The following is a 14,029-nucleotide window of genomic DNA, read 5'->3' as shown; positions in this document are numbered from 1 at the left end:
CGTTTTCGTTTGGGCTACCGCCAGTCGGCGCGCAGCAGCGCGTACTCCACCTCGCCCTGCTCCGCGCCCGGCAGGGGATCGTCCCAGGCCAGGTGGAAGGTGCGGACATAGGTCAGGCCCGCCTTCTCCATCACCCGCCGGGAGCCCAGATTGACCGCCATGGTCTGCCCCCAGATGCGGGCGAGCCCCAGTTGGCGGAAACCCAGATCGACAAGGGCGCGGGCCACTTCGCTGGCGTAGCCACGCCCCCAGGCGGCGCGGATCAGCCGATAGCCTAGCTCCGCCTCGTCCCCCTCAAGCCGCAACGAGGCCCAACCGAGGAAGGTCTCCGCCTCGAACAGGAGCCAGGTGCGGCGGCTCAGCAGGTCGGGCAGGCTCCGTGTCTCGACAATCTCCCGGGTCTCGCCCGCACCAGTGATGAAGGCCATGACCTCTGGGTCGCCATGTAGAGCGACCAGGTGTTCGAGGTCATCCGGCGTCAGCTGGCGCAGGCGCAGCCGGGTGGTCTCCACGACTCAGGTCCAGGGGCCGCCGAGGCGGCAGCGCTGGACCCACCAGTCGGGCTTCATGGCCATGATCCGCTCGGCCAGGGTCTCGGCCTCGACCTCGCTCTGGCAGAGGGCGAAACAGGTGGCGCCGGAGCCCGACATGCGGGCGATCAGGGCCTCCGGCTCGTCGGAGAGCGTGGCCAGCACATCGCCGATCTCCGGGGCCAGGGCCACGGCGGCCGCCTCCAGGTCATTGCGGGTGGTGGCGAGCCAGCCCGCCACCTCCTCGACGCTCTCGAAGGCCTCGGGCAGGGTCGGAGGCTCAACGTCGCCGAAGACGCTGGCGGCGTCGAAGGCGCCGTAGACCGCGGGTGTCGAGACCGAGACGCCAGGATTGACCAGCACGGCTTCCAGGATCGGCAGACCGGGAGCCGGTGACAGCCGCTCGCCCCGTCCCTCCGCCACGACCGGCCGGCCCCAGAGACAGGCCGCGCCATCGGCGCCGAGGCGGGCGGCGACGGCCTCCAGCTCGGCGTCATCCAGACGCGGGGTCATGTCCTCGCGCATCAGGCGCAGGGCCGCGCCGGCGTCGCTGGATCCGCCTCCCAAACCCGCCGCCACCGGCAGGCGCTTGTCCAGAATGAAGGCCTTTGGGACCTGCGGTCCCCTGGCCTCGGCCAGCAGGGCGCGGGCCGCGCGCAGGACCAGATTGTCGCCCTCCCCCGTCAGCTGGCCGGCGAAGGGGCCCCGCACCTTCACGGCCAGGGCGTCGCCCTCATGCAGGGTCACCCGGTCGCCGGCGTCGGCGAAGACCATCAGGCTGCAGATGGGGTGATAGCCGTCGGCGCCCGGCGCGCCGACGTGCAGGAAGAGATTGATCTTGGCGGGCGCCAGGGTGTCGCCAGCCATCGGCCTAGGGTCCGGCGACGCGGGGGCTCTGGGCCGGCCCCATGGGGCCCAGACCAGAGGCCAGCTTGGCCGACACCTCGGCCTTCATCTTGGCGTCAGGGTCGAGGGTCAGGACCCGTTTCCACTGGAATTCCGCCTCGTCGCGGCGGCCGACACGCCAGTAGGCGTCGCCCAGGTGATTGTTGATGTCCGGATCGCCGGCCTCCAGCTCAATGGCTTCCTCAAGCTTCTCGACGGCCTTCTTGTAGTCGCCGAGCCGGTAGTAGGCCCAGCCGAGGCTGTCGATGATGGCGCCCGACTTGGGGTTCGAGGCCGCGGCCCGCTGGACCATGCCCAGGGCCTCGGACAGGTGCTCGCCGCGGTCGATCCAGGTGTAGCCGAGATAGTTCAGCATCTCGCTGTCGTCGGGGCGGATCTTGAGGGCGGCGCGCAGATCGGCCTCACCCTCCTTCGGGCGCCCCGCGCGGTCATAGTTCACCCCGCGCGAATAGAGCAGCCGCCAGTCGCCGGGCCGGGCCGCCATCACCTCGGTCAGGATCTGGATGGCCTCGGGATACTGCTCATTGACCCGCAGCATGTCGGCCAGGGTGACCTTGGAGTCAAGATCGCCCGAGGCGGCGGCCTCGCGGGCCATCTTCAGGGCTGTCTCGTTGTCCTTGGCCTTGAGGTAGCTCCAGGCCAGCTTGGCTCGGCCTGCCGCGTATTCCGGAGAACCAGGCTTGGGTTTGGCATAGGCCTCGCGGGCGGCGTCGAGGTCGCCCGCGGTCTCCATCAGGTCCCCCACCATCAGCCAGGCGTCGTTGCGGTTGGGATCCAGCCGCAGGACCAGGCGCAGATAGGCCAGGCCGATCTGTTCCTGTTTGGCGGCCAGCATGGTGGCCGCCGGGGGCATCAGCGCCTGGGCCGCGCCCTGGCGCAGGGTCGGCGCCGGCGGGGCCGACTTGCCCGCCGCGGCGCGCGCCTTGGCGGCCAGCAGGGTGGAGTTGGACGGCTCGTCGGCCAGCCCCTTGTCGTACACCGCGATCGCGTCGAGGCGCTTGCCGCGCCGTTCCAGGAAGCCGCCATAGGCCAGCAGGACCAGGTCGCCGGGATTTTCGCCGCCGGTGAGCGCCTTGAAGTCGGTCTCGGCCTCGTCGTAGCGCTTGGCGCGCTCATAGAGGAAGGCCTGCCCCAGCAGGCCGAAATACTCCACAACCTTGTCGTTACGCAGTTCGGGCCGCACCACCGCGCCGGTGGCGTCACCCGCCATCGCCGAGGCCCAGGGGCCTAGCAGAGCCGCGGCGCCCTTGTGCGGGAACCCCATGCCTTCGGGCGCCAACAGCGCCCTGGCCGCCTTGCCCTGGTTGGTGGACATGGCCTCCACGGCCTCGACCACGCGGCCCAGCCGTTTGCCGGATTCAGAAGACCCCTCGCCGGAGGGCGCAAGCGCCGCGGCCTTGGTGATGTCCCCGGCCAGGATGGCGGCGGTGAACGCCCGCTCGGAGATCAGTTCGTCTTCCGCGCCGCCGGCCTGGGCCTGTTCGAAATAGGCCGCGGCTTGAGCGCCGCGTCCGTCGTTCAGGGCGCTCTGGCCGGCCAGGAACAGGCCATAGGAGGACCCGCCCGGATCGGAGAGACTGGCGAGATCATCGGCTGGCTGCGTGGCGCAGGCGGCCAGCAGGAGGAGCGGGGCGGCACAGACGAGCAGTTTACGCATGGGGCAGAACCTCACCGCTTTCCGTCCGCGCCGCAAGCTTGGCAGGCGCCTCAGCGCCCTTTTGCCCTACATGTTCGGGTAGTTGGGGCCGTCCCCGCCCTGCGGCGTGGTCCAGACGATGTTCTGCGACGGATCCTTGATGTCGCAGGTCTTGCAGTGGACGCAGTTCTGGAAGTTGATCTGGAACTTCGGGTTCTGGCCGGCCTCGTCGTAGAGCACCTCGTAGACGCCCGCCGGGCAGTAGAGGCGCGCCGGCTCGGCGAACCGGGGCAGGTTCACCTCGATCGGGACGCTGGGGTCCTTCAGCTTCAGGTGGGCGGGCTGGTTCTCGTCGTGGTTGGTCGCCGACAGGAACACGCTCGAGAGCTTGTCGAAGCTGAACTCGTTGTCGGGCTTGGGATAGACGATCGGCTTGTAGTCCTTGGCCAGGCCGGTGGATTCGGCGTCCGACTTGCCGTGCTTCAGCGTGCCCCAGGGCGACCAGCCGCCGAAGATGGTGGCGATCATGGCGTCAGCGCCGCCCAGGACCAGGCCCGGGATGGTGCCGAACTTCGACCACAGCGGCTTGAAGTTGCGGACGTTCCACAGCTCCTTGTGGATCGAGGACTTCTTGTAGGCCTCTTCGTAGCTGGTGAGCGCGTCGCCCGAACGGCCCTCGCTGATGGCGGCGAAGGCGGCCTCGGCGGCCAGCATGCCGCTCTTGACCGCGTTGTGGCTGCCCTTGATGCGCGGGACATTGACCATGCCGGCCGAGCAGCCCAGCAGCACGCCGCCCGGGAAGTAGAGCTGCGGCAGCGACTGCGAACCGCCCTCGGTGATGGCGCGCGCGCCGTACGAGATGCGCTTGCCGCCTTCCAGATAACCACGGATCGTCGGGTGGGTCTTGAAGCGCTGGAACTCGTCGAAGGGCGAGAGCCAGGGGTTCTTGTAGTTCAGGTGCAGCACGAAGCCGATGGCCACGTAGTTGTCCCCGAAGTGGTACATGAAGGACCCGCCACCGGTGGCGTTGTCCAGCGGCCAGCCGAAGGTGTGCTGGGTCAGGCCCGCCTCGAACTTGTCGTCTGGGACCTGCCAGAGTTCCTTGATGCCGATGCCGAACTTCTGCGGATCGCGGCCCTCGGTCAGGCCGAACTTGGCCTGCAGCTGCTTGGCCAGGGAGCCGCGGACGCCCTCGCCGATGAAGGTGTACTTGGCGTGCAGTTCAATGCCGGGCTGGTAGTCCGGGCCGGGCTGGCCGTCCTTGCCGACGCCGAAGACGCCCGCGACGACGCCCTTCACCGAGCCGTCCTCGTTATAGACCACCTCGGAGGCGGCCATGCCGGGATAGATCTCGACGCCAAGGCTCTCAGCGTGCTGGCCCAGCCAGCGGCAGACGTTGCCAAGGCTGGCGATGTAGTTGCCGTGGTTCAGCATCCACTTGGGGAAGGGCAGGAAGCTGATGTCCAGCTCGCCCTGCGGGCCGAGCATCACGAACTTGTCGCGGGTGACCTTGGTCTCCAGCGGAACGCCCAGCTCTTGCCAGTTCGGCAGCAGTTCGTTGATGCCGCTGGGATCGATGACCGCACCGGACAGGATATGGGCGCCGACCTCGGAGCCCTTTTCGAGAACGGCCACGGTGAGCTCCACGCCCGCCTTCTCGGCCAGTTGCTTGAGGCGGATGGCGGCCGAGAGCCCCGAGGGGCCGGCGCCGACGATCACCACGTCGTACTCCATGGCCTCGCGTTCGATGACGTCGCTCATGATCCCCTCAACTCCTCTGGGCCACGCGTCAGGGGTTCCCCTCCCCTTACGCCGCGCGGCGTTGATCCGTTCGCCGACTTATCGGAAGCTTGCCGGTCGCCGGTCAAGGGTGAACTCCGTCGCAACAACGATTACAAGGACGCATGATCCCCGCCTCCCGTGACATCGCCGCCGAAAGCCTGCTCGCCTTCTGGGCCGAGGCCGGCGTCGACGCCATGCTGCTGGACGAGCCCTACGACCGCATCGAGGCCGGCAAGATCGCCCCGATCCGCCTGCCGGAGAAGCCGGTGGCCGCCCCGATCGCCGCCCGCGCAGCCCCGGTCGCCGGTCCCGACGTTTCCAGCGCCGTCGCCGAGGCGAAACGCCTGGCCGCCGCCGCGCCGGACCTGGAGGCCCTGAAGGCCGCCATCGAGGCCTTCGATGGCTGTCCGCTGAAGTTCGAAGGCGCCGCGCGCCAGTCGGTCTTCTATCGCGGCTCGCTCACCGCACCCCTGATGGTGATCGGCGAGGGACCGGGACAGGAGGAGGACATCCAGGGTCAGCCCTTCGTGGGCCGCGCCGGCCAGCTCCTGGACCGGATGTTCGCCGCCGCCGGCCTGACCGACCAGGTCTTCATCACCAATTCGGTGTTCTGGCGCCCGCCCGGCAACCGCAATCCCTCCCCCGGGGAGCAGCTGGTCTGCGCGCCGTTCCTCGAGCGGGCCATCGAACTGCTGAAGCCGCGCATGCTGCTGCTGGTGGGCGGGCCGTCGGCGAAGTCCATGCTCAAGCGGGAGGAAGGCATCCTTTCCCTGCGCGGCCGCTGGTTTGAATGGAAGTCCGCCGACGGCGCCATCGAGCTGCCGGCCATGCCCACCCTGCACCCCGCCTTCCTGCTGCGCCAACCGGCGGCCAAGAAGAAGGCGTGGAGTGATCTGCTGACGCTCACCGAGCGCCTGAATCGGCCGGAACGTCCTTAACGGCGCCTCCTGCGGCGCGAACGCACTTTCTCTTCATCAATAAGGGCTCTAAACCTCCCAGGTCGTTGAGAAAAAGGGTCACGCCAGACCAGCGAAGACGCGGCGGCGTGAGAGTGGGCATGACGCAGACCAAGCGCGTGCGGATCGCGGCCCTGGCCCTGATCTGCGCCACGATCGCGGGAAAGGCGCTGGCCGGCAGCCCGCAAGTCCTGACGCCAGCCGACGCCCAGGCCTACGCCCGGGCCTTCGAGGCGGTCGACCGCGGCGACTTCATCGACGCCACCATGCAGGCCATCGAGATCAGCGACCCGTCGCTCTCGGGCTACGTCACCTATCGCGGCCTGATGCACCCGACGGCGCACAAGTCGAACTTCGACGAGCTGTCGGGCTGGCTGTCGCGCTACGCCGACCTGCCGGTGGCTGAGCGCATCTACACCCTGGCCAGCAAGCGCAAGACGCCGGACCTGGCCGCCCCCGCCGTGCCCGGCCTGATCGGGACCGACTGGAGCAAGATCGAACTGGTGCCTCCGGGCTCCGGCGGCCCCTTCGACGCCGACAACGCCCGCCTTGCCCGCGAGGCCTTCTATTCCGGCGACTCCAAGCGCGCCCTGGAGCTGGCCCGGGCGGTCGGCGAACGCTGGATCGCCGGCATGGCCGCCTATCGCCTGCGCCGCTACGACCATGCCGAGACCTATCTGTCGCAGCTGGCCCAGGACACCGAGGAAGATATCTGGGTCCGCGCCGGCGGCGCCTATTGGGCGGCCCGCGCCGCCGAGGCCGGCGGCCATTCCGACCGGGCCGCGACCCATCTGCGCCAGGCGGCCGGGTCGCCCCACACCTTCTACGGCATGATCGCCGAGCGTCAGGTGGCCCTGCGCGGCCTCGGTCCCGCAACGCCGCTGTCGGAGGCCCGGGCCTATCAGCCGCGAGCCCGCAATGTTCTCAAGGCCTCCTACGGCGGCCCCACCGCCGACGTGACCAGGATGATGCGGGACGACGCCCGGGCTCACCGCGCCGCCGCCCTGGCCCAGATCGGGCGCGTGCCCGAGGCCGGCCAGGAGCTCCGCGCCGGCCTGGCGCTGGCCCGCACCCCGGAAGACCGGGCGCGCTGGATGCAACTGGCGGCCGTCATCAACGAGGGCCTGGCCCAGGACATGGCCGCCGCCGGACCCGCGCGCCGCCGGGTCCAGCCCGACTATCCGACCCCGAACCTGAACCCGCGCGAGGGCTTCAAGATCAGCAAGGCGCTGGTCTACGCCATCGTGCGCCAGGAGAGCCGCTTCAATCCCGGCGTCGTATCGCCGGCCGGCGCGGTCGGCCTGATGCAGCTGATGCCCGACACCGCGGCCCACGCCACTGGCAACGCCCGGCTGCGCGACGACATGAGCCCGTTGTTCGACGCAAGCTACAACCTCAAGGTCGGCCAGGACTATGTCACCTGGCTGATGGGCGAAGGGGTCGGCTACGACATCCTGCGCACGGTGGCCGCCTATAACGGCGGGCCGGCCACCCTGCAGAAGACCGCCCGGATGCTCGGCGACGACGATGAGAGCCTGATGGTCATCGAGTGCATGCCGGCGCCGGAGACCCGCAACTACGTCGAACACGTCATGGCCGCCTACTGGACCTACCAGAAGAAGTTCGGCCAGGAGTCCCGCACCCTGGACGCCCTGGCCACCGGCCAGAAATACATCGACGCCCGCTGGGACGCGCCCTTGGCCGCGGCCAAGGTCGAGGTGGCGGAAGACGAGGACGTCAAAGACTCCGGCAAGTCCGACAAGAAGGCCAGGCGCTCAAAACGCGGCTGACGCCTCGCTTCGTCCTCAATCCGCCTTTAGCTCCTTGCGACCGGCTCGAGCGGCCGGATCCGACGCATGCGGCCAATGGAGACCAGATTGAGCGACGCACCCCGCAAGAAGCGCCTGCCCCTGCGCTGGCTGAGCCTGGCGGAGATCGTTGGCGTGGTGGCCGTGGTCGTGGCCGTCCTCGGCTACTGGGACAGCCATCGGGAACGGACCCAGACCTCCCGGGAAAAGGCCCTCGCCGCGCGTGAGCGCCAGGTGGAGGCCCGCGCCAATGCGCTGAAGCAGACCTTCCTGATGACCGGAACCCTGGAAGGCTCGGGCGACCGCATCCGCCTGGCCTCCCAGCGGCCCGAGCAGGTGATCCAGACCCAGACCATCTGGTTTCCCAGGCAGGTGCGCGCCAGCAGCGTCGAGACCACCGGCAATCCGCGCCTGGAGGTGAGCTGGGTCGAGGACGGTCTGCGCAAGACCAAGGCCGAGACCGGAAGGGTCCCCGTCGGCGTGCTGACCGTGTTCATCGAGGACGGCGTCACCAAGACCGACCGGGCTGTCTACCAGGTGGGCTACAGCCTGCACGGCCGGACCCTTCGGCCAGACGAGGTGGACCTGGACGGCCTGTCCCTGGCCCGGCGCGGCGTCACCGGGGACCTGCAGGCCGCAGCCGACAATCTGTGGGCGGCCCGCTAGAGCTTACCGGTTGCATTATGCAATTGGTCTGGGTAGGCTTGAACCTACAAGATCCAGCGCCCGATCCGGAGGCTGCCGGTGCCCCGCTGGACGCCCTGAATGTCCGCTTCCTCGACCGCTTCTTCGACCTGCACGTGATGGACGCCATGCAGGTGGCGGTCAGCAGCAAGCTGGGTCGGATCCCGATGAAGAGTGAGGACGGCCTGGCCTTGGCCGGTGAGCGGCTGGACCGCGCCTATTCCTGGCTCGAAGGTCATCTGGCCGGCAAGACCTGGGCGGCGGGCGAGACCTATAGCCTGGCCGACGCCGCGGCCTCCCCGTCCCTGTTCTATGCTGACTGGGTCCACCCGATTCCGCAGGCCTATCCCAACCTGCGCGCCTACCGCGCCCGCCTGCTGGCCCGGCCGTCCTTCGCCCGAGCGGTGGACGAAGCGCGCTACTTCCGGCCCCACTTCCCGCTCGGCGCCCCCGACCGCGACTGAGCCTATTTCAGGGTCGCGAGGCGCCCGAACTGCCGGCGCAGGCCCGCGAGGTCGGCGTTGGGCGCAAGGTTGCCCAGCTCGCTCTTGCGCACCAGCAGGCCCCAGGGTCCGGGCTTCAGCCGGTCCAGCAGCGAGCCGCCATCGCTCTGGCCCTTCAGGCCCGCCGATCGCCCCTGCTTGATCCCACGCGCCACGCGATCGGCCCAGTCGTGGGTCAGGCGGATGTCGGGGGGCAACAGCAGGATCCAGTCCTGTTTCGCCCGCTTCATGGCCTGGGCGATGCCGTCAGTGACCACCTCCACCCCCGCGTCGTCACAGATCATCAGGGTGGGGTCGGTGGAGCCCTCGTCGGCCGCCATCACCTCCCGCACAAGCCCATCGACCGCGGCCGGCACCAGGACCGGCAGCAGATCCTGCAGTTCGGTCGACGAATTGAAGGTCGGAATGATCACGCTGAGCATGGCGCCACAAGCGACGCGTCGGGCGTGGTGGTCAAGCTGCCCTGCTCTCCCTGCGCAGCGATCGCGACGAATAGTTCTTGCTTTGTTCTCCCGCGCCGGCTTGGATGAGCCATGGCCACCTTCACCCAGCAAGTCCACCCGCAGCCCCAGGTCCGCGGGCGCGGCGCGCGGTCCAACGCCTCGGGACGTTATGAAGCGCAAGGGCGGGAGGCCTTCGATGACGGCTGGACGCCCGACGATCTCGAGCCGGTGAAGCTGAAGACCACCCTTACGGCTGAGAAGGCGCGGGTGATCATCTCCAAGAACACCAGTCCGGACGTGGGCTTCAGCCGCTCGATCAACCCCTACCGAGGCTGCGAGCACGGCTGCATCTACTGCTACGCGCGGCCTGCGCACGCCTATATGGGCCTGTCCCCGGGCCTGGATTTCGAGAGCAAGCTGTTCTTCAAGCCGGAGGCGGCGCGCCTGCTGGAAGCCGAGCTTTCCAAGCCGCGCTACCAGCCCATCGCCATCCATATCGGCGGCAACACCGACCCCTACCAGCCACAGGAAAAGACCCTCCGCATCACCCGGTCGATCATCGAGGTCATGGGCCGGTTCCAGCACCCCTTTTCCATCATCACCAAGTCGGCCCTGATCCTGCGGGACCTGGACCTGCTGGCGCCCCTGGCGCAGGCCAACCTGGTGCGGGTGGCCATCTCGATCACCACCCTGGACCGCAAGCTCGCCCGCAGCATGGAGCCCCGCGCCGCCACCCCGGAAAAACGCATCGCCGCCGTCAAGGGCCTGGCCAACGCCGGCGTGCCGGTCATCGTCATGTTCGCGCCCATCATTCCCGGCCTCAACGATCATGAGATGGAGGCCGTGCTGGAGCGCGCGAGCCAGGCAGGCGCGCGAGGCGCCGGCTATGTCGCCCTGCGCCTGCCCCTGGAGATCAAGGACCTGTTTCGCGAGTGGCTCGCCACCGACCACCCCGACCGCGCCAGCCGGGTGATGTCCCTGGTCCGGCAGATGCGGGGCGGCAAGGACTATGACGCCGACTGGGGGACCCGCATGAAGGGCCAGGGGCCGCTTGCCGACCTGATGCGCGTGCGCTTCCAGGCGGCGCGGCGGCGTTACTGCCTGGATTTTTCCTTCGACGGGCTGGACCTGGAGAAGTTCAAGGTCCCCACCAGGGCCGGAGATCAAGGCGACCTGTTCGGCTGAGGTGCGGTGAATCGTCGGGTCCGACAAAGCTTAACTGGCCGCCTGGCGACGCCGGCCGAGGCTGAGGTGCGCCTCAGCGCGTGAACACCCCCACCAGCTCCACGTGGGGCGACCACAGGAACTGATCCACCGGCAGGACCCGATCCAGGCTGAAGCCCGCGTCGATCAGCACGCGTGCGTCGCGGGCGAAGGTGGCCGGGTTGCAGGATACGCCGATCACCTTGGCCACCTTGGAGGCCGCGATCTCGGCGGTCTGTTCCAAGGCGCCGGCGCGGGGCGGGTCGAAGAGCACGGTGTCGATCTTCTTGAACTCAACCGCCAGGACCGGACGCCGCGCCAGGTCGCGGGTCTCGGCGGTCACCCCCTTCAGCCCCGGCGCCGTCGCGATGGCTTGGGTCAGGGCCCGGATGGCGGGCGCATGGCCGTCGGCGGCGTAGACCGGAGCGACCTGGGCCAGGCGGAAGGTGAAGGTCCCTACGCCGCAATAGAGGTCGGCGATCCGCTCGGCGCCGGCCACCTGCTCGACCGCGAAGGCCGCCATCATCGCCTCGGCGGCGGGCACGGCCTGCAGGAAGGCCCCGGCCGGCAGGGCGACCACGGCTGGTCCCACCCGGATCAGCGGCTGGCGCGCGCCGTATTGAACCTCCCCGTCCATGGTCACGCGGGCGAAGCCGGCCTCGGCGGCGATCTGGCCCAGTTGCATGCGGGCGTCGGCGCTGAGGCCGCCGCTCTTGCGTTCCACGCCCGTGATCTCAACGTCGAGGCCCTCGGTCGTCAGGGTGACATGCAGGGTCGGCGCGGACTTGGGATGCTGCAGCAAGGGGGCGGCCAGGCGGCGCAGGGCCGGCAGGGCCGCCTCCAGCCGCGGATCGGCGATAGGGCAGACGGCGATGTCGATGACGTCCCAGGACTTGCGGGTCTTGTAGCCCAGCCGGGCCTCGCCCCGTTTGCCGGGACGCGCGTGCAGGGCCAGGCGCCGGCGCGACGCCGGGGGCGAGGCGAAGGGGGCGAGGATCTCGGTTTCGATGTGCTGCAGGCCGAGCGTCTTGCGCAGGCGCTCGACCTTCCAGGCGAGATAGGCGGCGTGTTCCCAGTGCTGCAGGGCGCAGCCGCCGCACACGCCGAAGTGCGGACACGGCGGGGTCACGCGTTCGGGACTGGCGACGAGCACCGCGTCCAGGTCCCGCCGCTCGCCGGCCCCGGTCGCCCGGACGGTCTCACCTGGCAGGGTGAAGGGCACGTAGATGGGCCCGGGCGCCACACCATCCCCCTCGCCGCCGATGGTCTCGATGACCACCTCGATGGGCGGACCCGAAGGCTTGGGGGGCTCGGGACGGCGGTTGGAACTTCGCATGGTCGGGATCATTTACGGTTTGGAGGCGGATGGTAGCTTCACCATTCACGCCCCGGAGTCGGGAAAGAACGTTTCTGGGTCTGTTCAAGACCCGTTCAGGTTCGATCCGTCAAACCTCATCTCCGAAAGCGGGGCCATGGCGCCGCTTGAGCCTGCGAAGGAAGAGACCATGAAGCGTACATTCGCCATCGCCGCCGCCACCGCCGTCCTGATGACGGGCATGGCGGTTCCCCAATTCGCCGCGGCTCAGGCGAACCGGTCCTATGGCAGCGGTGACATCTGCCGCGAAGCTCGCCGGGAGTCCGGCCACAAGGGTGCGGTCGTCGGCGGTGTGCTGGGCGCTGTGCTTGGCTCGCAGGTCGCCGGCAAGGGCGCGAAGACCGAAGGCGCCGTGCTCGGCGGCGTCGTGGGCGCCGCCGCCGGCAACCAGGTCGGCCGCAATCGCATCAACTGCAAGGGCTATCCCAAGCGCGTCGCCCAAACCAACTACAGCCGCAAGAACTGCCAGTGGGTCAGCGAGTACTACGGCGGCCGCAATCACAACTTCGAAGTTTGCCGTGGGCGCGATGGCGTCTGGCGGCCGAGCGGCCGCGCCTAAGGCCGGCACGTCTTTCATCAAATCCCGAGGGGGAGAGTTCCCATGACCAAGATCTTCGCCAAGACCGCCCTGGCCTGCGCCGCCGGCATCATGGCGCTCAGCGCCGCCGCCGCGATCCCGAGTTTCGCCTCGGCTCAGTCCGGCTATTACGGCCAGAGTTATGACAGCGGCTACTACGATCCCTGCCGCCGTTCGTCCTCGAACCGCAGCACCACCGGCGGCCTGCTCGGTGCGCTGGCCGGCGCCGCCATCGGCTCCAACGTCGCGGCCCGCAATGCGCGGACCGAGGGCGCGGTGCTGGGCGGCCTGGTGGGCGCGGTGGCCGGCTCCAAGATCGGCAAGGACTCCGCAGCCTGCACCCCCAGCCGCCAGAGCGGCTACTACAACGGCGGCAGCCAGTACGGATCGAACGGCTATTACAACGGCGACAGCGGCTACTACGGCAGCAACTATGGCGGCGGCTACGCCGACCGCACCTACGACTATGACCGGTCCGGCTATTACGATCAGGCCTATGATCGTCGGGGCGCCAGCTACGCCGTGTCGACCCAGGGCAGCGTCGGTTCGGACGGCTGCACCCTGGCCGAGAGCCCGATCTATCTGCCTGACGGTCAGGTGCAGAAGCGTTTCGTCCGCGTCTGCCGCGACAACCAGGGCCGCTATCAGGTCGTCGACTAAGACCTGAGCTTGAGAATTGAGAAAGCCGCCCGGTCAGTCCGGGCGGCTTTTTCGTGCGCGCAGCAGATACTCGGCGTTCCCGTCGCCGCCCAGGATCGGGCTGTCAGCGGTGGCCAGCAGTGCCCAGCCTGAGGCGGTCAGGAAGCTGCAGACGTCGGCCAAGGCCCGAGCCCGGGCCTCCGGGTCGCGAACCAAGCCGCCCTTCCCCACCAGATCGGGGCCCACTTCGAACTGCGGCTTCACCAGGGCGATGAGCTCGGCGTCGCGCGCTGCCAGCGAGAGGGCGGCCGGCAGCACCTTGGCCAGGCCGATGAAGCTGGCGTCACAGACCACCAGGCTGGGCGGTAGCGGGATCAGATCGGCCGTCAGGGCGCGCGCATCAAGCCCCTCCAGGGCCACCACCCGCGGGTCGCCGGCGAGCCGGGCGTGCAGCTGGCCCCGGCCCACATCGACCGCATAGACCCGCGACGCGCCGCGCCGCAGGCAGACCTCGGTGAAGCCGCCCGTGGAGGCTCCAACGTCCAGCACCACCGCGCCGGTGACCGCGACCGGCCAGAGATCCAGGGCATGGCTCAGCTTCAGAGCCCCTCGCCCCACATAGGGGTGGGCCGCCTCCGCCTTCAGGTCGCAGGCCTCGTCGAGCGCCTCGGAGGCCTTGGCCACCACCCGACCATCGGCGGTGACCCCGCCCGCCGCGATAGCCGCCTGGGCCTTGGCGCGGCTCTCCGCGAGACCGCGTGAGACCAGCAGCAGGTCGGCGCGGACCTTGGCCACTACAAAACCCCGCTCACCCCGGCGAAGGCCGGGGCCCAGATCATAAGGCTCCGGAATCCCGAAGAGGTCACCCGATCCTCTGCTTGAAACATCAGGCGCTCTGCGACCTGGGTCCCCTGAGTTCTCAAACGAAGTGCAACACCCTGCATTGGCGGAGGTGTTGTCATGGGACGGCTCTACGAGCAGCTCAGT

Annotated in this window: 14 protein-coding genes; 7 read left to right on the top strand and 7 right to left on the bottom strand. The window is 69.1% G+C overall.

Annotated elements, in window-relative coordinates; all coding sequences use genetic code 11:
- Positions 1-14 precede the first annotated feature (14 nt).
- The 4 genes from OCL97_RS13560 to OCL97_RS13545 form a co-directional block, all read right to left on the bottom strand.
- A complete protein-coding gene (locus tag OCL97_RS13560; protein ID WP_377370499.1) occupies positions 15-512 on the bottom strand; it encodes a GNAT family N-acetyltransferase in 498 nt (165 codons plus the stop codon).
- A gap of 3 nt (positions 513-515) precedes the next feature.
- Positions 516-1,397 (bottom strand): 4-(cytidine 5'-diphospho)-2-C-methyl-D-erythritol kinase, encoded by an 882-nt coding sequence (locus OCL97_RS13555; RefSeq protein WP_377370498.1) that lies wholly within the window; start codon positions 1,395-1,397, stop codon positions 516-518.
- A 4-nt stretch (positions 1,398-1,401) separates the two neighbouring features.
- Complete coding sequence (locus OCL97_RS13550) at positions 1,402-3,093, bottom strand: tetratricopeptide repeat protein (RefSeq protein ID WP_377370497.1); 1,692 nt, start codon at positions 3,091-3,093, stop codon at positions 1,402-1,404.
- Between the two features lie 66 nt (positions 3,094-3,159).
- Positions 3,160-4,833, bottom strand: coding sequence for an electron transfer flavoprotein-ubiquinone oxidoreductase (locus OCL97_RS13545; protein WP_377370496.1), 1,674 nt, complete (start codon positions 4,831-4,833; stop codon positions 3,160-3,162).
- Between the two features lie 143 nt (positions 4,834-4,976).
- Here OCL97_RS13545 and OCL97_RS13540 point away from each other — a divergent pair, with 143 nt between their 5' ends.
- From OCL97_RS13540 to OCL97_RS13525, 4 genes are all read left to right on the top strand, one after another.
- Positions 4,977-5,792, top strand: a complete 816-nt coding sequence (locus tag OCL97_RS13540) for a uracil-DNA glycosylase (RefSeq protein ID WP_377370495.1) — start codon at positions 4,977-4,979, stop codon at positions 5,790-5,792.
- Between the two features lie 119 nt (positions 5,793-5,911).
- Positions 5,912-7,600, top strand: coding sequence for a lytic transglycosylase domain-containing protein (locus tag OCL97_RS13535; protein ID WP_377370494.1), 1,689 nt, complete (start codon positions 5,912-5,914; stop codon positions 7,598-7,600).
- An 87-nt stretch (positions 7,601-7,687) separates the two neighbouring features.
- Complete coding sequence (locus tag OCL97_RS13530) at positions 7,688-8,284, top strand: hypothetical protein (protein ID WP_377370493.1); 597 nt, start codon at positions 7,688-7,690, stop codon at positions 8,282-8,284.
- A gap of 38 nt (positions 8,285-8,322) precedes the next feature.
- Positions 8,323-8,766: a glutathione S-transferase family protein gene (locus OCL97_RS13525; protein ID WP_377370492.1), complete on the top strand. Its 444-nt coding sequence runs from the start codon at positions 8,323-8,325 to the stop codon at positions 8,764-8,766.
- Positions 8,767-8,768: 2 nt separating this feature from the next.
- Here the strand turns inward: OCL97_RS13525 and OCL97_RS13520 are convergent, their stop codons facing one another.
- Positions 8,769-9,227: a glycosyltransferase gene (locus OCL97_RS13520; protein ID WP_304776611.1), complete on the bottom strand. Its 459-nt coding sequence runs from the start codon at positions 9,225-9,227 to the stop codon at positions 8,769-8,771.
- Between the two features lie 111 nt (positions 9,228-9,338).
- Between OCL97_RS13520 and OCL97_RS13515 the strand changes: the two genes are divergently transcribed.
- Positions 9,339-10,433, top strand: a complete 1,095-nt coding sequence (locus OCL97_RS13515) for a PA0069 family radical SAM protein (protein ID WP_377370491.1) — start codon at positions 9,339-9,341, stop codon at positions 10,431-10,433.
- 73 nt (positions 10,434-10,506) lie between these two features.
- On the opposite strand, the gene OCL97_RS13510 is transcribed toward OCL97_RS13515, so the two are convergent.
- Entirely contained in the window at positions 10,507-11,787 is a 1,281-nt protein-coding gene (locus OCL97_RS13510) for a class I SAM-dependent RNA methyltransferase (protein ID WP_377370490.1), read from the bottom strand.
- Between the two features lie 169 nt (positions 11,788-11,956).
- Between OCL97_RS13510 and OCL97_RS13505 the strand changes: the two genes are divergently transcribed.
- Complete coding sequence (locus tag OCL97_RS13505) at positions 11,957-12,385, top strand: glycine zipper 2TM domain-containing protein (RefSeq protein WP_377370489.1); 429 nt, start codon at positions 11,957-11,959, stop codon at positions 12,383-12,385.
- A 42-nt stretch (positions 12,386-12,427) separates the two neighbouring features.
- Positions 12,428-13,063 (top strand): glycine zipper 2TM domain-containing protein, encoded by a 636-nt coding sequence (locus OCL97_RS13500; protein WP_377370488.1) that lies wholly within the window; start codon positions 12,428-12,430, stop codon positions 13,061-13,063.
- A gap of 33 nt (positions 13,064-13,096) precedes the next feature.
- Here the strand turns inward: OCL97_RS13500 and OCL97_RS13495 are convergent, their stop codons facing one another.
- Positions 13,097-13,837 (bottom strand): TlyA family RNA methyltransferase, encoded by a 741-nt coding sequence (locus OCL97_RS13495; RefSeq protein ID WP_377370487.1) that lies wholly within the window; start codon positions 13,835-13,837, stop codon positions 13,097-13,099.
- Positions 13,838-14,029: the final 192 nt, after the last annotated feature.

The organism is Phenylobacterium ferrooxidans (assembly GCF_042714595.1).
Lineage (GTDB): Bacteria > Pseudomonadota > Alphaproteobacteria > Caulobacterales > Caulobacteraceae > Phenylobacterium > Phenylobacterium ferrooxidans.
This window is presented reverse-complemented; position numbering and strand designations above follow the sequence as displayed.

Coding starts and splice junctions, on each gene's coding strand:
- OCL97_RS13555 (WP_377370498.1), bottom strand. CDS start 1,397: ATGGCTGGCGACACCCTGGCGCCCGCCAAGATCAATCTCTTCCTGCAC.
- OCL97_RS13550 (WP_377370497.1), bottom strand. CDS start 3,093: ATGCGTAAACTGCTCGTCTGTGCCGCCCCGCTCCTCCTGCTGGCCGCC.
- OCL97_RS13545 (WP_377370496.1), bottom strand. CDS start 4,833: ATGAGCGACGTCATCGAACGCGAGGCCATGGAGTACGACGTGGTGATC.
- OCL97_RS13540 (WP_377370495.1), top strand. CDS start 4,977: ATGATCCCCGCCTCCCGTGACATCGCCGCCGAAAGCCTGCTCGCCTTC.
- OCL97_RS13535 (WP_377370494.1), top strand. CDS start 5,912: ATGACGCAGACCAAGCGCGTGCGGATCGCGGCCCTGGCCCTGATCTGC.
- OCL97_RS13520 (WP_304776611.1), bottom strand. CDS start 9,227: ATGCTCAGCGTGATCATTCCGACCTTCAATTCGTCGACCGAACTGCAG.
- OCL97_RS13515 (WP_377370491.1), top strand. CDS start 9,339: ATGGCCACCTTCACCCAGCAAGTCCACCCGCAGCCCCAGGTCCGCGGG.
- OCL97_RS13510 (WP_377370490.1), bottom strand. CDS start 11,787: ATGCGAAGTTCCAACCGCCGTCCCGAGCCCCCCAAGCCTTCGGGTCCG.
- OCL97_RS13505 (WP_377370489.1), top strand. CDS start 11,957: ATGAAGCGTACATTCGCCATCGCCGCCGCCACCGCCGTCCTGATGACG.
- OCL97_RS13500 (WP_377370488.1), top strand. CDS start 12,428: ATGACCAAGATCTTCGCCAAGACCGCCCTGGCCTGCGCCGCCGGCATC.